The organism is Amycolatopsis sp. NPDC051903 (assembly GCF_044452505.1).
GTDB lineage: Bacteria > Actinomycetota > Actinomycetes > Mycobacteriales > Pseudonocardiaceae > Amycolatopsis.
In genome coordinates this window covers 387,891-409,896 of record NZ_JBITBT010000002.1, presented here as the reverse complement: position 1 = coordinate 409,896, position 22,006 = coordinate 387,891, and the positions used below count along the sequence as shown (strand labels likewise).

Below are 22,006 nucleotides of genomic sequence, written 5' to 3'. Positions count from 1 at the left end.
CGGCGTGTGCCGGCACCTCGCGTACCTCGGCGCGCCCGTCTCACCGGCCGAGCCGGTGTTCACCGCTCCGCACGCGCTGCTCGTGCAGTCGTACGCGCCGCGCGACATGCGCGGTGGCGGTTCGGTCAACGCCGACGGCTTCGGCCTCGGCTGGTACCCCGAGCCGGGCGGCGCGCCGCAGCGCTACCGCCGCCAGTCTCCGCTGTGGACGGACGCCACGCTGCCCGCGCTGGCCGCGTCGGTCCGGACCACGGCGTTCGTGGCCGCGGTCCGCAACGGCACCACCGGGATGCCGGTGACCGAGGCGGCCGCGGCCCCGTTCACCGACGGGCGGTGGCTGTTCAGCCACAACGGTGTCGTGCGCGGCTGGCCCGGATCGGTGGCCGGGCTGGCGAAGGCGCTCGACGTCACCGAACTGCTGACGCTGGAGGCGCCGACCGACTCGGCGCTGCTGTGGGCACTGCTGCGCGCCCGGCTTCGGGCGGGCGCCGACCCGCTGACCGCGGTCACCGACCTCATCGGCGAGGTCGAGGCCGCGGCACCGGCTTCGCGGCTCAACTTCCTGCTGACCGACGGCGAGACGCTGATCGGCACCACGTGGACGCACTCGCTGTCGATGCGCTCGACGGCGGGCGGCGTGGTGCTCGCGTCCGAACCGTACGACCCGGACCCGGCGTGGACCGCCGTGCCCGACTACCACGCCGTGCGGATCCGCCGTGGCGTGACCGACGTGATTCCCCTGACCTCCGATCGGAGCACCGCCTCATGACCGACGTGGATCTCGAAAGCCATCGCCGCGACGTCGCGGGCGAACTGCGCGCCGACGTGCGCGCGGGCCTGACGGCGAAGCAGAAGTGGTTGCCGCCCAAGTGGTTCTACGACGCCGAGGGCAGCGAGCTGTTCGAGAAGATCACCGAGCTGCCCGAGTACTACCCGACCCGCAGCGAGCGCGAGATCCTCGCCGCGCGCGCCGGCGACGTCGCCCGGCTCACCGACGCGCACACGCTCGTCGAGCTGGGTTCGGGCTCGAGCGAAAAGACGCGGCTCCTGCTCGACGCGCTCACCGCCCACGGCACGCTGGAATCGTTCGTACCGCTGGACGTGTCGGAGTCGGCGCTGGCCGACGCGGCCGAGGCGATCGCGGCCGACTACCCGAAGCTCGAGGTGCGCGGCGTCGTCGGCGACTTCACCCAGCACCTGCAGCTGCTGCCCGGCACGGCGCCGCGCGTCGTGGCGTTCCTCGGCGGCACCATCGGCAACTTCCTGCCCGAGGAGCGCGCGGCCTTCCTGAGTTCGGTGCGCGAGGTGCTCGACGAGGGGGAGTGGCTGCTGCTGGGCACCGACCTCGTGAAGGACCGCGAGACCCTCGAACGCGCCTACGACGACGCGGCCGGCGTCACGGCGGCGTTCAACCGCAACGTGCTGCGCGTGATCAACGAGGGCCTGGGCGCGAACTTCGACGTCGACGCGTTCGAGCACGTGTCCCACTGGGACGAGGAGCACGAGTGGATCGAGATGTGGCTGCGCGCGCGGCGCGAGGTCACCGTCGACGTCCCCGGCGCGGACCTCTCGGTGCACTTCGCCGAGGGTGAGCACATCCGCACGGAGATCTCCGCGAAGTTCCGGCGCAGCGGCGTCGAGGCGGAGCTGGCGGCCGCCGGGTTCGCCGTCGAACGCTGGTGGACGGACTCCCAGCAGCGGTTCGGGGTGAGTTTGGCAAGATCGGTGCGTGCGTAACCCTCTCGAGCCGCTCGCCCGCAAGCTCGGCACGCAGCCGTGGGTGATGACGTTGTCCCGCGCCATCATCTGGACCGACCAGCGGCTGCACCGCTTCTTCGGCGGCCGGGTGAGCCTCGTCGGCATCGCGGGCCTGCCGTCGCTGCGCCTGACCACGACCGGGCGCAAGAGCGGCCTGCCCCGCAGCACGAACCTGCTGTACTTCCCGCACGGCGAAGACTTCGTGCTGACCGGTTCGAACTGGGGGCGGCGGAGGAACCCGGCGTGGACCTACAACCTGCGCGCCGACCCGAAGGCCACGGTGGCCATCCGGGGCCGGGTCGTGGAGGTCAAGGCCCGCGAGCTGGAAGGCGCGGAGTACGACCGCATGTGGTCGGAACTGCTCGCCTTCTGGCCGGGCTACGACATGGAACGCGCGGCGGCGGCGCGGCCGCTGCCGGTGTTCGTCCTGTCCCGGCGCTGACCCACCCGGGCAGGACGGCCGACAAGAATCGGGCATAACGGGACAGAGCTCTTGTCAGGTGTGTGCGGATACGTGAAAGTGTTCGCCAGAAGTTCACCTGAGGGGAGTTGCCGGTGGGGCACCACGGGGGCAGCCGGCGCTGGGTGGCGTGGGCCGGCCTCGTCGTGGTCGGCGGCGGGGTGGTGGTCGCCGCGGTCAACCGGCCGGGGGAACCGGTCGCCGCTGGGCCGATCGTCGTCTCGCGTTCCGGGTGCGGCAACGGGTGGGCGGCGCCTCGTCCGGGGCCCCAGACGCTCCAGGTGCGCAACGACTCCGCGGTGACGCTGGAGGTCGAGCTCATCGACCCCGCCACGGGCGCGGTGTACGGAGAACTCGAAGGCGTCGGCGCCGGCACGACCCGCGCGATGCCGGTGAACCTGGCCGACGGCGCCTACGCGGTGCGGTGCGCCCCCGACGACGGCACCCCCTTCGTGGGGCCGGCCGTCAAGGTCAGCGGGGGAGCGAAGCGGCCCGGACCGGCGGTGGTGCCCGTGACGAACGCGGACCTGCTGGAACCGCTGAAGAAGTACCACGCCTACGTGACCGACGGGCTCGCCACACTCGCCGCGCAGACAGCGCAGCTGGCGCGGGCCGTCCACAGTGGAGACCGGGCCTCGGCGCAGCGGGCGTGGCTCACCGCGCACCTCACCTACGAACGCCTCGGCGCGGCTTACGACGCGTTCGGCGACGCCGACGGCGAGCTCAACGGCACCACCGCGGGCCTGCCCGGCGGAGCCGCGGACCCGGGTTTCACGGGCTTCCACCGGCTCGAGAACGGCTTGTGGCACAACGAAGACCTCGCCGCGCTCGAGCCCGTCGCGACGCGGATCGACGCCGCCGTCAACCAGCTGCGCGCCGACTTCGCCGACGCCCAGATCGACCAGAACGACCTGCCCCTGCGCGCCCACGAGATCGCGGAGAACACCCTGCAGTTCGAGCTCACCGGCCGCACCGACTACGGCAGCCACACCACCTTCGCGACGGCACTGGCCAACGTCACCGGCACCCGCGCGGTGCTCGACGTGCTCCGGCCCCTGCTCGCGTCCCGGTTCACGGGCCTGCCCGGCCTCGACGCCTGGCTCGACCGCACCGAGCGCGACCTGCGCGCGGCCGGGAGCACGGCGTTGACCGCCCTCGACCGGACCCGGCGCGAGAAGATCGACGCCGACGTCGCCGAGCTCACCGAACGCCTCGCCCCCATCGCGGCGATCGCCGAACCGAGGAGGGTGTCGTGACGCTCGGGCGGCGCGCGTTCCTGCGTGGCGCGGCGGCCGCCGGAGCGGGCGCGGGACTGGTAGGCCTCGGCGGGAGCGCGTCGGCGGCGATGCCGGTGCCGTTCCACGGCCCGCGCCAGGCCGCGGTGCTGAGCGAACCGGCGCGGCACTCGGTGGTGGCGGCGTTCGACGTGGTCGCCGAGAACCGCGGGGAGCTGACCGACCTGCTGCGCGAGCTGACGGACCGCGCTGCTTCCCTCACCGCGGGCGGCGCGCCGGCCGCGCTCGGCATCACCGGACCGCCCGCCGACTCCGGCGTGCTCGGGCCCGAGGTGCCGGCGGCGGAACTGGCGGTGCTCGTCGGCGTGGGCTCGTCGCTGTTCGACGACCGCTACGGCCTCGCCGCGCGCAAACCCGCGAAGCTCAAGCCGATGCCGGTGTTCCCCGACGACGCGCTCGAGGAGCGCTGGTGTCACGGTGACCTCAGCGTGGTGCTGTCGGCGGCCGAACCCGACACCGTGCTGCACGCTCTGCGCGACCTGACTCGCGCCACCCGCGGGGGGATGCAGGTGCGCTGGAAGATCGACGGCTTCACCTCACCGCCGCGCCCGGCCGGCGCCCCGCGCAACCTGCTCGGGTTCAAGGACGGCACCGCCAACCCCCAGCCGGCCGACGCGGACCGTCTCGTGTGGACCGACGACGGCGGCAGCTACCAGGTGGTGCGGCTGATCCGCATGCTCGTGGAGTTCTGGGACCGCGTTGCGCTGGCCGAGCAGGAGAACATGATCGGCCGCCGCCGCGACACCGGAGCCCCGCTCGACGGCGCCGAGGAGCACGACGAACCGCGCTACGCCGAAGATCCCGTCGGCACCGTGATCCCGCTGACCAGCCACATCCGCCTGGCCAACCCGCGCACCCCGCAGACCGGCGACGAGCGGCTGCTGCGCCGCGCGATGAACTACGACCTCGGCGTGGACACCAACGGCAACCTCGACATGGGCCTGGTGTTCACGTGTTACCAGCGCGACCTCGAGCGCCAGTTCGAGGCGGTGCAGAAACGGCTCGAAGGCGAGCCGCTCACGGACTACGTCTCGCCGTTCGGGGGCGGGTACTTCTACCTGCTCCCGGGCGTGACGGACCCGGCCGACCACTACGGCCGGGCGTTGCTGGCCTGAACGGGAAGGGGCACGTCGTGGGCAGGAGCAGGAGGACCGCGCTCGCCGCGGGGGCGCTGGGCGCGGCGGCGTTACTGGCGGCGGCGTGTGCGAGCAGCGCGGCGGCACCGGCGGTGCCCGGGCACGCCGTGGACGCGGCGACGTTCGCGACCGCGACGCCGATCAAGCACGTCGTGGTGATCTTCGGCGAAAACATCTCGTTCGACCACTACTTCGGCACGTACCCCACCGCCACCAACGAGAACGGCACCCCGTTCCACGCCGCACCGCACACGCCGAAGGTCAACGGGCTCGACCACGAGCTCCTGACCGACAACCCCAACGCGTACAACCCGAAACGCCTCGGCCCCGGCCAGGCGCTCACCTGCGACCAGGCCCACGACTACAACAAGGAACAGGCCGCCTTCAACGGCGGGCGGATGGACAAGTTCGTCGAGAACACCGAGAAGGACAAGTGCACGGGCCAGCCCGTGCTCTTCGGCGAACCCGGCCTGGTGATGGACTACTTCGACGGCAACACCGTCACCGCGATGTGGAACTACGCCCAGCACTACGCGCTGGGCGACAATTCGTTCGACGCGGTGTTCGGCCCGTCGAGCCCCGGCGCGATCAACCTGATCTCCGGCCAGACCCACGGCCTGCAGCCCGTCGACTCGGTGACGGGCGAGCCGAAGGTCGATCCGAACACGGCGGCCTCGCCCGACGAGCACGGCGTCGGCACGATGATCACCGACCCGGACCCGGCGTTCGACGACTGCTCCGACAAGAACCACACCGCCACCGACAACCTCGGCGCGTTCCAGGGCCGCAACGTCGGCGACCTGCTCAACGCGCGTCACGTCACGTGGGGCTGGTTCGAAGGCGGCTTCAAACCCACCGGCGCGGCGAACGGCTACGCGGTCTGCGGCACGCAGCACCCCAATGTCGGCGGCATCCCGGCGGTGGACTACAGCCCGCACCACGAGCCGTTCCAGTACTACGAGTCCACGGCCAACGCGAAGCACCTGCCGCCGAGTTCGCTGCCCGCCGTGGGCCAGACCGACCAGGCCAACCACCAGTACGACGTGAGCGACTTCGACGACGCGCTGGCCGCCGGCACCATGCCGGCCGTGAGCTTCCTCAAGGCACCGTCCTACCAGGACGGACACGCCGGCTACTCCGACCCGCTCGACGAGCAGGCGTTCGTCGTGTCGGAGATCAACCGCATCCAGGCCTCGCCGCACTGGCGCGACACCGCGATCGTGCTCGCCTACGACGACTCCGACGGCTGGTACGACCACGTGCCCTCGAAGATCGTCAACGGCTCGCACGATTCGGCGCAGGACTCCGCCGTCTGCACCTCGCACCCCGTGCGCCTCGGCGGCTACGCCGACCGCTGCGGTTACGGCCCGCGCCTGCCGCTGCTCGTGATCTCGCCCTACAGCCGCGTGAACCACGTCGACCACACCATGACGGACCAGACGTCGGTGCTGCGGTTCATCGAGGACAACTGGCACCTCGGCCGCATCGGCGACGGCTCGTTCGACGCGCTCGCCGCACCCCTGACGGGCATGTTCGACTTCGCCCACCCGAAGGCGGGCCCGCTGAAGCTCGACCCGAAGACCGGCGCGCCGGTCCGCTGAACCCCGGCGGCCCGACCGAGCCGGTGGGAAACGGCGAAGGCCGCCCCGGAGTCCCGGGGCGGCCTTCGCGGTGTTCAGGCTCAGGCGCTGGTCATCTTGCGCAGCACGTACTGCAGGATGCCGCCGTTGCGGTAGTAGTCGGCCTCGCCCGGGGTGTCGATGCGGACAGTCGCGTCGAACTCGACCTTGGTGCCGTCTTCCTTGGTGGCCGTGACGTGCACCGTGCGCGGGGTCTCGCCGTCGTTCAGCTTGGTGATGCCGGCGATGTCGAACGTCTCCGTGCCGTCCAGCTTCAGCGACGCGGCGGACTCGCCGTCGGGGAACTGCAGCGGGATGACACCCATGCCGATGAGGTTCGAGCGGTGGATGCGCTCGAACGACTCGGTGATCACCGCGCGCACCCCCAGCAGCGACGTGCCCTTGGCCGCCCAGTCACGCGAGGAGCCGGAGCCGTACTCCTTGCCGCCCAGCACGACCAGCGGGGTGCCCGCGGCGGCGTAGTTCTGCGCGGCGTCGTAGATGAACGCCTGCGGGGCGCCTTCCTGCGTGAAGTCGCGGGTGTAGCCGCCCTGCACGTCGTCCAGCAGCTGGTTGCGCAGCCGGATGTTCGCGAAGGTGCCGCGGATCATCACCTCGTGGTTGCCGCGGCGCGAGCCGTAGGAGTTGAAGTCCTTGCGCTCGATGCCGTGCTCGGTGAGGTACTGGCCCGCCGGGCTGTCGGCCTTGATCGCGCCGGCCGGGGAGATGTGGTCGGTGGTGACCGAGTCGCCCAGCTTCGCCAGCACGCGAGCGCCGGAGATGTCCCGCACCGGCGCCGGCTCGGCGGCCATGCCGTCGAAGTACGGGGGCTTGCGCACGTAGGTGGACTCGGCGTCCCACTCGAACGTCTTGCCCTGCGGGGTGGGCAGCGACTTCCAGCGCTCGCCGCCGTCGAACACGTCGGCGTAGTCCTTGGAGAACATCTCCTGCGTGATCGCGGAGTCGATCGTCTCCTGGATCTCCTGCGGCGAGGGCCAGATGTCCTTGAGGAACACGTCGTTGCCGTCGCCGTCCTGGCCGAGCGGCTGGTGCTCGAAGTCGAAGTCCATCGTGCCGGCCAGCGCGTACGCGATGACCAGAGGCGGCGACGCGAGGTAGTTCATCTTCACGTCGGGGTTGATGCGGCCTTCGAAGTTGCGGTTGCCCGAGAGCACCGAAACGACGGTGAGGTCGTTCTCCTGCACCGCGGCCGAGATCTCCTCGGGCAGCGGGCCGGAGTTGCCGATGCAAGTGGTGCAGCCGTAGCCGACCAGGTGGTAACCCAGCTTCTCCAGGTAGGGCCAGAGGCCGGCCTTCTCGTAGTAGTCCGTGACGACCTGCGAACCCGGCGCCATCGACGTCTTGACCCACGGCTTGACCGACAGGCCCTTGTCCACCGCGTTGCGCGCGAGCAGGGCGGCGCCCAGCATCACCGACGGGTTGGAGGTGTTGGTGCAGGAGGTGATCGACGCGATCACCACGGCGCCGTGGTCGAGGATGAACTCGCCGCGGTCCGCGCTGGAGACCTTGACCGGCTTGCTCGGGCGGCCGGTCGCACCGTTGGCGGCCGAGTGCACCGGCACCGCCGACTCGTCCGCGAACGACAGCGCGGCCGGGTCGGAGGCCGGGAAGGTCTCCTCGACGGTCTCGTCGACGTTGGTGTGCGGGGTCGGGACCTCGTCCTCGGCGTAGTCGTGCACCGACTTGCGGAACGAGGACTTCGCGTCGGACAGCTCGATGCGGTCCTGCGGGCGCTTCGGGCCGGCGATCGACGGGACGACGGTGGAGAGGTCCAGTTCGAGGTACTCGGAGTAGTTCGCCTCGTGCGCCGGGTCGTGCCAGAGACCCTGCTCCTTGGCGTAGGTCTCCACGAGGGCGACCTGCTCGGCCGAGCGGCCGGTGAGCTTGAGGTAGCGGATGGTCTCGTCGTCGATCGGGAAGATCGCCGCGGTGGAGCCGAACTCGGGGCTCATGTTGCCGATGGTGGCGCGGTTGGCCAGCGGCACCTGGGCGACGCTCTCGCCGTAGAACTCGACGAACTTGCCGACCACGCCGTGGCGGCGCAGCATCTCGGTGATCGTGAGCACGACGTCGGTCGCGGTCACGCCGGCGGGGATCTCGCCGGTGAGCTTGAAGCCGACGACGCGCGGGATGAGCATCGACACCGGCTGGCCCAGCATGGCGGCTTCGGCCTCGATGCCGCCGACGCCCCAGCCCAGCACGCCCAGGCCGTTGACCATCGTGGTGTGCGAGTCGGTGCCGACGCAGGAGTCGGGGTAGGCCTGTCCGTTGCGGGCCATGACCGTGCGCGCGAGGTGCTCGATGTTGACCTGGTGCACGATGCCGGTGCCCGGCGGGACGACCTTGAACTCGTCGAAGGCGCCCTGGCCCCAGCGCAGGAACTGGTAGCGCTCGCGGTTGCGCTCGTATTCGATCTCGACGTTGCGCTCGAAGGCGTCGGCGCGGCCGAACACGTCGATGATCACGGAGTGGTCGATGACCAGCTCGGCCGGCGCCAGCGGGTTCACCTTGTCGGGGTCGCCACCGAGGTCGGTGACGGCCTCGCGCATGGTGGCCAGGTCGACGACGCACGGCACACCGGTGAAGTCCTGCATGATCACGCGGGCGGGCGTGAACTGGATCTCGATCGACGGGTCGGCGCTGGGGTCCCAGCCGCCGAGCGCGCGGATGTGGTCGGCGGTGATGTTCGCGCCGTCCTCGGTGCGCAGCAGGTTCTCGAGCAGGATCTTCAGGCTGTAGGGCAGGCGTTCGGCACCTTCGACCTTGTTCAGGCGGAAGACCTCGTACGAGGCGTCTCCCACCTTCAGCGTGTCTTTGGCGCCGAAGCTGTCCTTGCTGGCAGGTGCAGTCACGTCTAACTCCAGTGGCGTGGACTCGCGCCTTTGCGGGCGTCCGTCCCGGGTCAGTTCGGTGTGTGTTCGGTGTGTTCCACGGCCTTCGGGGAGACCACGGCCGAGTCTTGCGCACCCCCACCGTAGGACCGGAATCGGGATGGCACACCTCGTCCGTCGCCCCAAACAGTACGCGTGTCCTGTATTCAACTCAAGACGACACGCGGGGTGAGCTGGGCCATTCGGACACGCCGCGGCCCGAGGGTCCCCCGATGAGGGGAATTGCTGTCTACGGTGTGTGAGTTCCGCCTGAGGCTTGTGATAGTGGTGTGACAGCAGTGGCACGGGGTGTGATCACTGCTGCTGAGCGGAGGTGGCGCGTCGTGGTGGTCCGGCGTGGACGGGTCGGCAGACCGGGCGTTCGGCGTGGGCTCACCGTCGGCGCTTTCGCCCTCGTGGTCCTGTTCGGAGCAACGGGTACGGGCCTGGCGGTGCCGCCGCCCCCGCCCAACCCGAGCGACTCCGAGCTCGACTCTTCCCAGGCCGCGGCCAGCGAGAAGGCCGGCGAGGTCGGCAAGCTCACCAACCAGCTCGCGCAGGCCGAGCAGAAGCTCAGCTCGCTGCAGGACGACGTCGAGCTGAAGCAGGAACAGGCCATGAAAGCCCTGGTCGACCTGCAGACCGCGCAGGACGCCGCGGCGCAGGCCGAGCTGGCGGCGCAGTCGGCGCGCAAGGAGGCCGACGCGGCCGCGGGCGCGATCGAGAAGGCACGCCAGGACCTCAAGACGTTCGCCGCCGCCAGTTTCGAACAGGGCAGCACCGTCGGTTCCGTCGCCGCGTACCTCACCGCCGACAGCCCGAAGGACCTGCTCGCGCGCGCCCAGATGCTCGACGCCATCGGCGGTTCGCGGCTCAACGCGCTCGACCGGCTCGAGCAGGCGCAGACGGCGAAGTCCAACAAGGACGCCGCCGCGCGCAAGGCCGTCGAGGTCGCGCAGCAGAAGCAGGACGCGGCCAAGCAAGCCAAGTCGGGTGCGGACGCGGCGCAGGCCGCGGCCGTGCAGGCCCAGCAGTCGCAGGCCTCGCAGAACCAGCAGCTCGAGGCGAGCAAATCCGCCGTGGAGCAGCAGCTCTACACGGCGCAGTCCAAGGTCAACGGCCTGCAGGGGCAGCGGCAGCGCTACCAGGACTGGCTCGCGCAGAAGCAGCGCGAAGACGAGGAACGCGCCCGGCAGGCCGCTCTGGCCAGGCACCCGTCGAGCGGTGGCGGGGGAGGCGGGCGTCCGTCGCCGGCGGCGGGGTCGTCGATCGAGGCCGTGATCGCGCGGGCGCTGTCGCAGCTGGGCCGCCCGTACGCGTGGGGTGGCGGCAACGGCAGCGGCCCCACCCGCGGCATCCACGACGGCGGCGTCGCCGACATGTACGGTGACTACCGCAAGATCGGCTTCGACTGCTCGGGCCTGATGATCTACGCCTTCGCCGGCGTCCGGGCCCTCCCGCACTACAGCGGCTACCAGTACACCTCCGGCCGCCACGTCCCGCTGTCCCAGATGCGCCGCGGCGACATGCTCTTCTACGGCGGCTCCGGCGGCATCCACCACGTCGCCCTGTACCTCGGCGGCGGGCAGATGGTGGAGGCCCCGGAGTCCGGCTCGTACGTCCGCGTGACTGCCGTCCGCTACGGCGGCATCATGCCCTACGCGACCCGGCTGATCGGCTGACGTCGGAGGCTCGCCCCGTGACCTGGGGCGGGGTGCGTGAGCGTTCGCGCACCTGGCTCGCCGCGGCGACGCCGCTTCGGTGTTCGGCGCGCCGGAGCACCGGTTCCGGCTCGATCCGGTGCTGAGCGAACGCGAGGCAGCCGCGGTCGAAGCGCAGTTCGGCGCTCAGCTGCCTGGGGAGTACCGCGGTTTCCTGCTCGAGGTCGGCGCCGTGGCGCCGGGCCCGGCTAAGGGTTGTTCGGGGTCCGGCGTGCGAACGGGCGGCGCGAGTTCGCCAGCGACCAGTGGCGGGGCCACGACCAGGTGGATCTGCGCACCGAGTTGCCGCACCGGACGGCCTTCCACCACCCCCGTGGCCGGACTTCACCGGCCTCCCGGAGTCGGAGCGGCGCGAGCTCGCCTGGACTCTGGACGCCCGCGAGGAAGCGGCGACCCGGGGCACGCTGCCGTTGTGCCCACCACGGGTGCGGCCACTACGACCTCCCGGTCGTCACCGGGCCCGACCGCGGCGCGGTGTGGGCCGGTGCGGAAGCCGCCGACGGCGGGATCGGCCCGGTCGCCCGCGCGCAGGACCGCACGACGTTCGACCGCTGGTACCTCGGCCGGCTCGACTCGGCCGAGACGAGCGCGGGGCGGCTCAGCCGGGACGGCGGACGTAGGGCGTCGTGGTGGTCACGGCGGTGAAGCCGAGCCGTTCGAGGATCGGGCGGCTCGGCGGCAGGGCGTCGACCTGCAAGTAGCGCACGCCGCGGGCTTTCGCGGCGGCCACGCGGTGGGCGACGAGCGCCCGGTAGAGCCCGCGGCCCCGCCACTCGGGCCGGGTCGCGCCGCCCCAGAGGCCGGCGAACGTGGTGCCCCGGACGAGCTCCAGGCGGGCGGCGGAGACGAGCCGCTCGCCGGCTTCGGCGACGACGTGGGTGGTGGTGCCGTCGTCTTCGGCGGCGCGGGCCAGGAGTTCGCGGGCGACCGCGCCGGCGTCAGTGCCGAAGACGGCGGCGCTGAGTTCGGCGATGCGGCGCAGGTCGTCCCGTCCGGCCGCTTCCCGCACGGTCACCGCGGCGGATGGCGGCGCCGACGCGGTGACGGCGTCGACCGGGGCGATGAGGACGGTTTCCGTTTCCTCGGGCGCGAACCCCGCGGCGAGCAAGCAGTCCGGCAGCTCGGCCGGGCGGTCGTAGGCGCGGGTCTTCCACTCGAACTCTTCACCGCGGGCGGCGAAGAACCGGACCTGGCGCTCGATCAGCGCCGCCAGCTCCTGCCCCGTCACCCCGAGGTCCGGCTCGCCCACGACGAACCCGCGGCGAGCGCCGGAAATCCGGGCGACCGGCCCGTCGCGCTCGAGGCGGGTGCCGGGCTCGGCGGTGGTCAGCTCGGCCGCGCGCACTTCGGCGTCGTAGGCCGCGAGCAGGGTGTCGTCCACGGGAGGACGTTAGCGCGCCCGGACGAGTCCACTGTGGACCACCCGTGAAAACGGCGAAACGGACACCGGTCAACGGGTGAGACCGTCTTCACAGCTGTCACACCGCTGATGCGGTTGGCTACCGTCACGGGCCAGCGTGCCGCGCGGACGGTTCGCGCTGCGAAGCAGTACGGTCGCGACAGGCCCCGCAGAAGCAGAACCACAGGAGGCAGAGTGACCGAGCCCGGCTACGCCGAGGGTGGGAACGGGCAGCAGCCCGGCACCCCGGCGCGGGACGCCCAATTGCTGGAACGCACCGTGTTCGAGGTCAAGCGCATCATCGTCGGCCAGGACCGGCTGGTGGAGCGCATGCTCGTCGGGTTGCTGGCGAAGGGGCACCTGCTGCTCGAAGGCGTGCCCGGGGTCGCGAAGACCCTGGCCGTGGAGACCTTCGCGCGGGTGGTCGGCGGTTCGTTCTCCCGCGTGCAGTTCACGCCCGACCTGGTGCCGGCCGACATCCTCGGCACGCGGATCTACCGGCAGGGCGCCGAGCGCTTCGACGTGGAACTCGGCCCGGTCGTCGCCAACTTCGTGCTCGCCGACGAGATCAACCGCGCGCCCGCGAAGGTGCAGTCGGCGATGCTGGAGGTCATGGCCGAGCGGCACGTGTCCATCGGCGGCGAGACCTTCCCGATGCCGGATCCGTTCCTCGTGCTCGCCACGCAGAACCCGATCGAGAACGAAGGCGTGTACCCGCTGCCGGAAGCGCAGCGCGACCGCTTCCTGTTCAAGATCGTGGTCGAGTACCCGACCGCCGAGGAAGAGCGCGAGATCATCTACCGCATGGGCGTCACCCCGCCCGTGCCGCACGAGGTGCTGAGCCCGGCCGAGCTGGTGCGCCTGCAGGGTGTGGCCTCGCAGGTCTTCGTGCACCACGCGCTGGTCGACTACGTGGTGCGGCTCGTGCTCACCACGCGCACGCCCAACGACCACGGCCTCGCCGACGTCGCCGGCTGGGTGTCCTACGGCGCCTCGCCGCGCGCGAGCCTCGGCATCATCGCCGCCGCCCGCGCGCTCGCGCTGGTCCGCGGCCGCGACTACGTGCTGCCGCAGGACGTGGTCGACGTGGTGCCCGACGTGCTGCGCCACCGGCTCGTGCTGTCCTACGACGCGCTGGCCGACGGGGTGCCCGTGGACCACATCATCACCCGCGTGCTGCAGACCGTGCCGCTGCCGCAGGTCTCGGCCCGCCCGCAGGGCGGCAGCGGGCCGGTGCCGGCGGGCGCCCCCGTCAGGTAGCGGCGTGGCTGGCAAGGCGCAGAAGGACCAACGCCCGGCGTGGGCGCCACCGGTGCTGCGCGGCGACCGCCTCGAGGCGGGCCTGCGCACGCTGGAGCTCGACGTCCGCCGCCGGCTCGACGGGCTGTTGCAGGGCAACCACCTCGGGCTCGTGCCGGGACCGGGTTCGGAGCCGGGGGAGGCACGGCCGTACCAGCCGGGCGACGACGTGCGGCGGATGGACTGGGCCGTCACGGCCCGCACGACCACCCCGCACATCCGCGAGACGGTCGCCGACCGCGAGCTGGAGACGTGGGTGGTCGCGGATCTGTCCGCGAGCCTCGACTTCGGCACCGCCCTGTGTGAAAAACGCGACCTCGTCGTGTGCGCGACGGCCGCCGTCGCCCACCTCACCGGCGGGGGCGGCAACCGCATCGGGGCGCTCGTGTCCAACGGTGAGGGCGTGAACCGCCTCCCGGCGCGCGGCGGGCTCGCCCACGCGCGCGGCCTGATCCGCCGGCTGGCCGAGACCCCGCGGGCACCCGAAGGCGTGCGCGGCGACCTGGCCGACGCGCTGGAGCAGCTGCGCCGCCCGCCGCGGCGGCGCGGGCTGGCCGTGGTGATCTCGGACTTCCTGGGGCCCACGGACTGGCAGCGGCCGCTGCGGGCGCTCGGCGGGCGCCACGAGCTCATCGCCATCGAAGTCCTCGACCCGCGCGACGTCGACCTGCCCGACGTGGGCACCGTCGTGCTGGCCGACCCGGAGACAGGGAAACAGCGCGAAGTGCACGCTTCCGCCTTGCTGCGCAAGGAGTTCGGCGCCGCGGCGCACGCCCACCGCCAAGAGGTCGCGGCCGGTCTGCGCCGCGCCGGGGCGGCCCACCTGGTGCTGCGCACCGACTCGGACTGGATCGCCGACATGGTCCGGTTCGTCGTGGCCCGCAAGCGCCGCTGGTCGGGAGGTGCCGCGTGAGCCAGTACGCGAAGGGACCGCTCGGCCACGCTCGCCGGCCGGGAGCCGCCCGGTTCGGCGCTGTGTTTCGAGGCGCTGTGTTTCCAGGCGCTGTGTTTCGGGCTGAAGTCGCGGCGTGCGCGAGGCCCTCGCGCGCGGCCCTCGGCGCCTCGGACCGGGGCGAGGTGATCGCGTGAGCCTGACGGGGTTCACCTCGCCGTGGTGGTTCCTGCTGCTGATCCTGGTGGCGGCCGTCGCCGTCGCGTACGTGCTGGCCCAGCGGGCCCGGCGCAAGCGCGTGATGCGGTTCGCGAACCTGGAGCTGCTGGACAAGGTCGCGCCGAAGACGCAGGGCTGGATCCGGCACCTGCCCGCGGTGCTGATCGTGCTGTCGCTGCTGGTGCTCACCGTGGCGCTGGCCGGGCCGACGGCCGAGCAGAAGGTGCCGCGCAACCGGGCGACCGTGATGCTCGTGATCGACGTGTCGCTGTCGATGGAGGCGACCGACGTCGCGCCCAACCGGTTGAAGGCGGCGCAGGACGCGGCCAAGCAGTTCGCCGAGAACATGACGCCGGGCATCAACCTGGGCCTGATCTCCTTCGCCGGCACCGCGACCGTGCTCGTCAACCCGACGACCGACCGCGCCGGTGTCGTGAAGGCGATCGACAACCTGAAGCTCGCGCAGTCGACGGCCACGGGCGAAGGCATTTTCGCGGCAATGCAGTCGATCGAGAGCTTCTCCGCCGTGGTCGGCGGGGCGGACGGCCCGCCGCCCGCGCGCATCGTGCTGATGAGCGACGGCAAGCAGACCGTGCCCGAGGACCTGTACGCCCCACGCGGCGCGTACACCGCGGCGCAGGCGGCGAAGCAGGCGCAGATGCCCATCTCGTCGATCTCGTTCGGTACCACCCACGGTTCGGTCGACATCGAGGGCAAACCGCAGGACGTCCGCGTCGACGACGATTCGCTGAAGGAGATCGCGCACCTGTCCGGCGGCGACTTCTACAAGGCGGCCAGCGCGGACGAGCTGAAGAAGGTCTACGCCGACCTGGGCGAGCAGATCGGCTACGAGCTCAAGAACGCCGACGCCAGCAAACCCTGGGTCGTCGTCGGCACGCTCGTGCTGATGATCGGCGCGGCCGCGGCGCTGCTGATCGGGCAAAGACTCCCGTAGTCAGGTACCTGGCGGCAGGGCGAACCCGTTCTGCCGCCAGGCTTCGTACAGCGTGATGGCCGCGGTGTTGGCCAGGTTCAGGGAACGGCTCGTCGGCAGCATGGGCAGCCGTACGCGGTCGGTGATCTCCGGGGCCCGCTGGACCTCGTCGGGCAGGCCTTCGGACTCCGGGCCGAACAGCAGCACGTCGCCGGGCTCGTAGGCGACGTCGGTGTACAGGCGGGTGGCCTTGGCGCTGAACGCGTACACCTTCGCCGGCAGCAGCGCGTGCCACGCGGCGTCGAGGTCGGCGTGCACGCGGACCCGCGCGAGGTCGTGGTAGTCGAGGCCGGCGCGGCGCAGCTGCTTGTCTTCCAGCGTGAAGCCGAGTGGTTCGACCAGGTGCAGTTCGCAGCCGGTGTTGGCGGCGAGGCGGATCGCGTTGCCGGTGTTGGGCGGGATCTCGGGGTGGTAGAAGAGCACGCGGAACACGGCAGGACCTCAGGACGCGGTGGGGGCGGGCAGGTGGGCCGCGTAGGCCTCGCGCACCGAGGCGGGCGGCTTGGTCTTGCGCAGGGTGGCCGGGTCGACGAAGACGTAGCGCACCCGGACCTCGGTGGTGATCAGGCCGTCGCGGCGGATCTCGAACTCGTAGGCCATCGACGTGGTCCCGAGGTGCGCCAGGTACGCCGCGACCACGAGGTCGTCGTCGTAGCGGCAAGGCGCGCGGTAGCGCAGGTTCGACTCGGCGACCACCACGTCGACCCCCGTGGCGAGGAACGCGTCGTGCGAGCCGAACAGCGACTTCTCCACCTCGAACGAGGCCATGTCCACGTACGCGAGGTAGTGGGCGTTGAAGACGATCCCCTGGCCGTCGCACTCGTGGTAGCGCACGCGCAGCGGCATCTCGACGAGCGGGCGGCGGGACGGGTTCACCCGTCCAATCTAGCGAGGGCGGTTCAGCCGTGGAGCGCCCGGTAGGTGTCGGCCGCGCCCGGGTGCAGCGGGACGGGCTGGGTGCCGATGAGCGTGCGCACGTCGAGGAACTGCGTGCCGACCGCCTGCGCGGGCACGAGATCCGCCGCGCGCCCCGCCAGCACGCGCACCACCGCGGCGGCGACGTCCGGCGGCAGCGCGGGCGCGCACACGAGCAGGTTGGCGACCCCGATCGTGGCCGGTGCGCCGACGCCCGGGTAGGCGCCCGCCGGGACCTGCACCTGTTCGTAGACGGGGCCGTGTTCGGCGCGCAGCCGAGGGATCACCGACGCGAGCGGCAGCAGCGCGAGCGGGGTCGTGCGGTTGAGCTCCGCCAGCGCCGGCGTCGGCAGGCCGCCGGACCACAGCAGCGCGTCGATGCGGCGCGCCGCCAGCGCCGCGATCGCTTCGGCGAGCGGCAGGTGCCGCGCCTCGACGGCGACCCCGGCCGCGGCGAACAGGCGGTCGCCCAGCTGCGCCGCACCCGACCCGCCCGCGCCGACCGACACCGGCCGGCCCGCCAGGGCGCGCAGGTCCGTGACACCGTCGTCCGCGCGGACCACGAGCTGCAGGTAGTTCTCGTACACCCGGCCCAGCGCCCGCAGCGGCACCGGCGCGGGGAACGGCGGCCGGCCCGCCAGCGCGGACTGCGCGACGTCGGCGAGCACGAGCCCGAGGTCGGCTTTCCCGTCGCGCACCCGCTCGACGTTCGCGACGCTCGCCTCGGTCGGCACGGCCGCGCAGTGCAGCCGCGGCTCCGCGCGGTTCAGCTCGGCCGCGAGGACCTCGGCGAACGCGAGGTAGAAGCCGCCCTGCTCACCGGCGGCGATCGTCACGGACCGGTCGGGACCGCGGTACCCCGGCGCGCAGCCGGAGACCGCGAAGGCGAGCCCGCCGAGCAGCGCCGTGCGGCGCGTGACGGTCACAGGGCCACCGCCGGCAGGGTCACGCGCGCCTCGAGCCCGTGCGGGACCGCGGCGCGGAGTTCGAGCACGCCACTCCGGGCGCGGGCCTGTTCCCGCGCGATGGCGAGACCGAGCCCGGTCCCGCGGGGCGCACCGTCGCCGCCGGCGCGCCAGAAGCGTTCCGTGGCGCGGGTGAGGTCCGCGGCGGGCAGGCCGGGGCCGTCGTCGGTCACCACCAGCGCCGCGGTGCCGTTGGCGGCCTCCCAACTCGCCGAGATGGTCGAGCCGCGCCCGGCGTGGTGCACGGCGTTGTCCAGCAGCACGTCGAGGATCTGCGCGAGCTCGCCCTCGGGTGCGGCGACCAGGACGGGTTCGTCGTGGCCGGGGCAGGGGAGCAGCGTGGCGCCGGCGTCGTCGGCGGCCGGGCGCCACGCGTCGACGCGTTCGGCGATCACGGCGGCGAGGTCCGCCGGCTCGCCGGGGTCACCGCCGGCACCCGCGGCGATCCGGGTCGTGGTGCTCTCGGCGGTCGCGAGGGCGAGCAGGCCGTCGAGGATCCGTTCCAGGCGTTCGACCTCGGCGACCGTCGCCCGGTAGGCGGCCTGGTCCCGGACGTCGGCGCCGAGGGCGTCGACGCGCAGGCGCAGCGCCGCCATCGGGTTGCGCAGCTGGTGCGACGTGTCGGCGACGAGCCGGTGCTGCTGATCGGCCGCCTCGGCGACGGCGTCGGACATCCGGTTGACCGACGCCGCGAGCGAGCGCAGCTCGCCCGGCCCGGAACTCTCCGGCACCTGCGCGCGGTGCCCGCCCGCCACGGCGAGCACCCCCGTCTCCAGGTCCAGCAACGGCCGCACCATCCAGCGCGCCAGCAGCACGGCCAGCAGGACGAACACCACGGCGACGAGCAGCGCGCCGGCCGCGATCGCGCCCCAGCGGGCGGCGACGTCGGCCGCCGCCGCGGCCACGGACGCGCGCAGCACCACCACCCCGGACACACGCGTACCCGAGCCGACCGGCCGGGCGAACAGCACCGGTCCGGCCGACCACGGGCTCACCGGCTCGACGCGTGGCGCCGGTTCGTTGCGCATCGTGGCCTCCACGAGCGCGCGCACGTCCGGCGCTCCGGCGGTCAGTCCGCCGGTCTGGACCACCGGCGCGCGCTGGGCATCGACGACCACCACGGCTTCGCCGTAGAGCGCCGAGTACCGCTGCGCTTCCGCGGTGAGCGCCGCCGGATCGTGCGAATCCACCGCCTGCTGGGCGAGCACCACGAACCGGTCGACGTCGCCGCTGCGCGAGATCACCAGCTGCTGCGTGCGCTGCTCCGCCGTGGCCGACAGCAGCGGCACGGCGAACGCGGCCACCACGAGCAGCGCGAGCGCGACGAGCACGACCAGAAGGCGGGTGCGCACCGGTCAGTCCCGGCCCAGCCGGTAGCCGAAGCCGCGGATCGTGGTGAGCAGGCCGGGCCGGTCGAGTTTCGCGCGCAGCTGGGTCATGTGGACGTCCAGCGACCGCGACACGGCGAGGTACGCGTCGCCCCACACCTGGTCCATCAGCTGCTGGCGGCTCACCGCGGTGCCCGGGCGCGCGGCGAGCACCGCCAGGACGGCGAACTCCTTGGTGGTGAGCCCGATGTCGTGGCCCGCCACGAGAACCCGCCGGGCGCCGAGGTCGATCTCGACGTCTTCGAGACGCACCACCGCGTCCGCGGCCGGCGCGCCGCGGGCCCCCGCGCGCCGCACGACGGCGTCCATGCGCGCCAGCAGCTCCGCGAGCCGCACGGGTTTCGTGAGGTAGTCGTCGGCGCCGAGCCGCAGCCCGCGCACGACCGAGCGCTCGTCGCCGCGCGCGGTCAGCACGATCACCGGCACCGGCGAGACCTGCCGGATCTTGCGGAGCACGTCGAGCCCGTCGAGGTCCGGCAACCCGAGGTCGAGCAGCAGGAGATCGGCGTCGCGGTGGCGGTGCAGTGCGTCGGCACCGCGGCCGACGCTGGTCACGGCGTGGCCGCGCGCGTGCAGCGTCTCGGCGAGCGCACCGGCGACCCCGGTGTCGTCCTCCACGAGCAGTACGCGCACGGCCGTCCTCCGTTCAGTCCTCGTCCCGCTCCAGTGCGGACGAACGCGACGTTTCGCGCATTGTCCCGTACACGACGAGGGAGACGAGGATGCAGCCCGCGACGTACCAGAAGAACAGCGATTCGTGCCCCGCCTTCTTCAGCGCCTGCGCGATGAGTTCCGCCGTGCCGCCGAAGATCGCGACGGTCAGCGCGTAGGGCAGCCCGACACCGAGCGCGCGGATGCGGGTGGGGAACAGCTCGGCCTTCACGATCGCGTTGATCGACGTGTAGCCGGTGACGATCACGAGCGCGCCGAGCAACAGCAAGAAGGCCAGCACCGGCTGCCTGGTGTGCGCCATCGTGGTCATGATCGGCACGGTGAGCACGGTGCCGGCGATGCCGAAGAACAGCAGCAGCTTCCGGCGCCCGATGCGGTCGGACAGCCGCCCGGCGAGCGGCTGCAGGATCGCGAACAGGAGCAGCGCGATGAACAGGATCCACGTGACGGTGCGCCGCGGGATGCCGGCGGTGTTCTCGAGGAACTTCTGCGTGTAGGTCGCGTAGGTGTAGAACGCGACGGTGCCGCCGAGCGTGAGGCCGACGACGAGCGCGATCTCCTTGGGGTACTTGACGAGCGTGCGCAGCGTGCCGCGTTCACCGGCCTGGCGCCCGGGCCCGCTCTCGGCCGCGACGCGCTGATAGCTGGCCGATTCGTCCATCGTGCGCCGCAGCGCCATCACCAGCACCGCCGCGATCGCGCCGACGACGAACGCGATGCGCCAGCCCCAATCGCCCATCTGCGCGTCGGTGAGCACGCTCTGCAGGATCAGCTGCAATCCGAGCGCGAGCAGCTGCCCGCCGACCAGCGTCACGTACTGGAAGCTGGAGTAGAACCCGCGCTTGCCGGGAGTGGCCACTTCGGACAGATACGTCGCCGAGGTCGAGTACTCGCCGCCCACCGACAGGCCCTGCAGCAGCCGGGCGAGCACCAGCAGGATCGGCGCGGCGACGCCGATCGACGCGTAGCCGGGCGTCGCGGCGATGAGCAGCGAGCCGAACGCCATCATCGAGACCGACAGCACCAGCGCCGAACGCCGGCCGAAGCGGTCGGCGAACCGGCCCAGCAGCCACCCGCCGAGCGGGCGCATGAGGAACCCCACGGCGAACACGGCCGCGGTGTTGAGGAACTGGGCGGTCGCGTCGCCGCCGGGGAAGAACGCCTTGGCGAAGTAGGTGGTGAACGCCGAGTAGGCGTACCAGTCGTACCACTCGACGAGGTTGCCGATCGAGCCGCGCAGCACGTTGCCGACGACCCGCCGTTCGCCCTCGCGGGCCGTGGTGGGGATCCGGGTAGTCATCCTTGACCTCCTGTGTCGCGACTGACGGTGACCATCCCGTTCGCGCGCGGCAAGGTCGCGGCGCGGTTCCTAACTTCCGCTTAGGGCACTCGCCCCGCCCGTTGCGCCATCCGGACGCGGGCCGCGCCCGGCGATCCTGATCACGTTTTGTTCGGTTCGCACGCCGGGCCCGACCCCGGTTTGTAGGAACCCTCTGGTCTGCGCAAACGACCCGGCGCGTCTGGCCCTAGATTCCCCAGCGGGCGCGGCGCCCGCCCGTGCGCCGAGGCGGCGCCGGGTGCGGCGGCGCGGCGCGCGGCCGATAGCCTCGTCCCGGCACGAACCCGGCACGGGTTCGGCCCCCGTGACACCGAGCAGAGGGAGACGTGCAGTGGGACGGTCGGTCTTGGTCACCGGCGGCAACCGGGGCATCGGTCTGGCGATCGCCCGCGACCTCGCCGAGCAGGGCCACCAGGTGGCGGTGACCCACCGCGGTTCCGGCGCGCCGGAGGGGCTCTTCGGGGTCGAGGCCGACGTCACCGACAACGAGCAGATCGACGCCGCGTTCAAGCTGGTCGAGGAGCACCAGGGGCCGGTCGAGGTGCTCGTCTCCAACGCCGGACTGACCGACGACACGCTGCTGATGCGCATGAGCGAGGAGCAGTTCGAGCGCGTGGTGAACGCGAACCTCACCGGCGCGTTTCGCGTCGCCAAGCGCGCGTCGCGCGGGATGCTGCGCGGCCGCTGGGGCCGGTTCATCTTCATCTCGTCGGTGGTCGGCCTGTCGGGCTCGGCCGGCCAGGCGAACTACGCCGCGTCGAAGGCCGGCCTCGTCGGCTTCGCGCGTTCCCTCGCGCGGGAGCTCGGCTCGCGCAACATCACCTCGAACGTGATCGCGCCCGGCTTCGTGCGCACCGACATGACCGACGCGCTCGGCGAGGACCGCAAGAAGGAGATCCTCGCGAACGTGCCGGTCGGCCGTTACGCGGAGCCCGCGGAGATCGCCGCGGCCGTGCGGTACCTCGCCTCCGACGAGGCCGGCTACGTCAACGGCGCCGTGCTGCCCGTCGACGGCGGCCTCGGCCTCGGCCACTGACCTTCCCC

19 protein-coding genes are annotated in these 22,006 nt (G+C 72.2%); 11 read left to right on the top strand and 8 right to left on the bottom strand.

Translation table 11 applies throughout. The features are described from left to right. Nucleotides 1–4 precede the first annotated feature (4 nt). The 6 genes from egtC to ACIA77_RS06150 all read left to right on the top strand — a co-directional run bounded on the left by egtC (nucleotide 5) and on the right by ACIA77_RS06150 (nucleotide 6,250). A complete protein-coding gene (gene egtC / locus ACIA77_RS06175) occupies nucleotides 5–769 on the top strand; it encodes an ergothioneine biosynthesis protein EgtC (RefSeq protein ID WP_395884696.1) in 765 nt (254 codons plus the stop codon). Then, on the top strand, nucleotides 766–1,737 hold the full coding sequence (gene egtD, locus ACIA77_RS06170) for an L-histidine N(alpha)-methyltransferase (RefSeq protein WP_395884695.1): 972 nt from the start codon (nucleotides 766–768) through the stop codon (nucleotides 1,735–1,737). Before egtC ends, egtD begins: the two co-directional genes overlap by 4 nt. Continuing rightward, nucleotides 1,730–2,200, top strand: a complete 471-nt coding sequence (locus tag ACIA77_RS06165; RefSeq protein ID WP_395884694.1) for a nitroreductase family deazaflavin-dependent oxidoreductase — start codon at nucleotides 1,730–1,732, stop codon at nucleotides 2,198–2,200. The genes egtD and ACIA77_RS06165 overlap by 8 nt, the downstream gene beginning before the upstream one ends. Nucleotides 2,201–2,313: 113 nt before the next feature. Continuing rightward, nucleotides 2,314–3,474, top strand: coding sequence for an EfeM/EfeO family lipoprotein (locus ACIA77_RS06160; RefSeq protein ID WP_395884693.1), 1,161 nt, complete (start codon nucleotides 2,314–2,316; stop codon nucleotides 3,472–3,474). Then, nucleotides 3,471–4,628: a Dyp-type peroxidase gene (locus ACIA77_RS06155; protein WP_395884692.1), complete on the top strand. Its 1,158-nt coding sequence runs from the start codon at nucleotides 3,471–3,473 to the stop codon at nucleotides 4,626–4,628. Before ACIA77_RS06160 ends, ACIA77_RS06155 begins: the two co-directional genes overlap by 4 nt. A gap of 17 nt (nucleotides 4,629–4,645) precedes the next feature. After that, a complete protein-coding gene (locus ACIA77_RS06150; RefSeq protein ID WP_395884691.1) occupies nucleotides 4,646–6,250 on the top strand; it encodes a phospholipase C in 1,605 nt (534 codons plus the stop codon). A gap of 80 nt (nucleotides 6,251–6,330) precedes the next feature. Here ACIA77_RS06150 and ACIA77_RS06145 read toward each other — a convergent pair whose 3' ends face one another. Continuing rightward, nucleotides 6,331–9,141: an aconitate hydratase gene (locus ACIA77_RS06145; RefSeq protein WP_395884690.1), complete on the bottom strand. Its 2,811-nt coding sequence runs from the start codon at nucleotides 9,139–9,141 to the stop codon at nucleotides 6,331–6,333. 365 nt (nucleotides 9,142–9,506) lie between these two features. On the opposite strand from ACIA77_RS06145, the gene ACIA77_RS06140 reads away from it, so the two are divergent. Next, nucleotides 9,507–10,841 carry an NlpC/P60 family protein gene (locus tag ACIA77_RS06140; protein WP_395884994.1) on the top strand — a complete coding sequence of 445 codons (1,335 nt, stop codon included), beginning with the start codon at nucleotides 9,507–9,509 and terminating at the stop codon, nucleotides 10,839–10,841. Between the two features lie 637 nt (nucleotides 10,842–11,478). On the opposite strand, the gene ACIA77_RS06135 is transcribed toward ACIA77_RS06140, so the two are convergent. Then, entirely contained in the window at nucleotides 11,479–12,261 is a 783-nt protein-coding gene (locus tag ACIA77_RS06135) for a GNAT family N-acetyltransferase (RefSeq protein ID WP_395884689.1), read from the bottom strand. Nucleotides 12,262–12,474: 213 nt separating this feature from the next. On the opposite strand from ACIA77_RS06135, the gene ACIA77_RS06130 reads away from it, so the two are divergent. From ACIA77_RS06130 to ACIA77_RS06120, 3 genes are all read left to right on the top strand, one after another. Beyond that, nucleotides 12,475–13,539, top strand: coding sequence for an AAA family ATPase (locus ACIA77_RS06130; protein WP_395884688.1), 1,065 nt, complete (start codon nucleotides 12,475–12,477; stop codon nucleotides 13,537–13,539). 4 nt (nucleotides 13,540–13,543) lie between these two features. Continuing rightward, entirely contained in the window at nucleotides 13,544–14,491 is a 948-nt protein-coding gene (locus ACIA77_RS06125) for a DUF58 domain-containing protein (RefSeq protein WP_395884687.1), read from the top strand. Nucleotides 14,492–14,663: 172 nt separating this feature from the next. Further along, nucleotides 14,664–15,644, top strand: a complete 981-nt coding sequence (locus ACIA77_RS06120) for a VWA domain-containing protein (protein WP_395884686.1) — start codon at nucleotides 14,664–14,666, stop codon at nucleotides 15,642–15,644. On the opposite strand, the gene ACIA77_RS06115 is transcribed toward ACIA77_RS06120, so the two are convergent. The 6 genes from ACIA77_RS06115 to ACIA77_RS06090 are packed head-to-tail and all read right to left on the bottom strand — an operon-like array spanning nucleotide 15,645 to nucleotide 20,923. Further along, a complete protein-coding gene (locus tag ACIA77_RS06115) occupies nucleotides 15,645–16,115 on the bottom strand; it encodes a tRNA (cytidine(34)-2'-O)-methyltransferase (RefSeq protein WP_395884685.1) in 471 nt (156 codons plus the stop codon). 9 nt (nucleotides 16,116–16,124) lie between these two features. Next, nucleotides 16,125–16,529, bottom strand: a complete 405-nt coding sequence (locus ACIA77_RS06110; RefSeq protein ID WP_395884993.1) for an acyl-CoA thioesterase — start codon at nucleotides 16,527–16,529, stop codon at nucleotides 16,125–16,127. A gap of 53 nt (nucleotides 16,530–16,582) precedes the next feature. After that, nucleotides 16,583–17,524, bottom strand: a complete 942-nt coding sequence (locus tag ACIA77_RS06105) for a TAXI family TRAP transporter solute-binding subunit (protein ID WP_395884684.1) — start codon at nucleotides 17,522–17,524, stop codon at nucleotides 16,583–16,585. Next, nucleotides 17,521–18,915 carry a sensor histidine kinase gene (locus ACIA77_RS06100; RefSeq protein WP_395884683.1) on the bottom strand — a complete coding sequence of 465 codons (1,395 nt, stop codon included), beginning with the start codon at nucleotides 18,913–18,915 and terminating at the stop codon, nucleotides 17,521–17,523. Before ACIA77_RS06100 ends, ACIA77_RS06105 begins: the two co-directional genes overlap by 4 nt. Nucleotides 18,916–18,918: 3 nt before the next feature. Then, nucleotides 18,919–19,584: a response regulator transcription factor gene (locus tag ACIA77_RS06095; protein ID WP_395884682.1), complete on the bottom strand. Its 666-nt coding sequence runs from the start codon at nucleotides 19,582–19,584 to the stop codon at nucleotides 18,919–18,921. A 13-nt stretch (nucleotides 19,585–19,597) separates the two neighbouring features. Beyond that, nucleotides 19,598–20,923 (bottom strand): MFS transporter, encoded by a 1,326-nt coding sequence (locus ACIA77_RS06090; RefSeq protein WP_395884681.1) that lies wholly within the window; start codon nucleotides 20,921–20,923, stop codon nucleotides 19,598–19,600. A 370-nt stretch (nucleotides 20,924–21,293) separates the two neighbouring features. On the opposite strand from ACIA77_RS06090, the gene fabG reads away from it, so the two are divergent. Continuing rightward, complete coding sequence (gene fabG, locus ACIA77_RS06085) at nucleotides 21,294–21,998, top strand: 3-oxoacyl-ACP reductase FabG (RefSeq protein WP_395884680.1); 705 nt, start codon at nucleotides 21,294–21,296, stop codon at nucleotides 21,996–21,998. Nucleotides 21,999–22,006 lie beyond the last annotated feature (8 nt).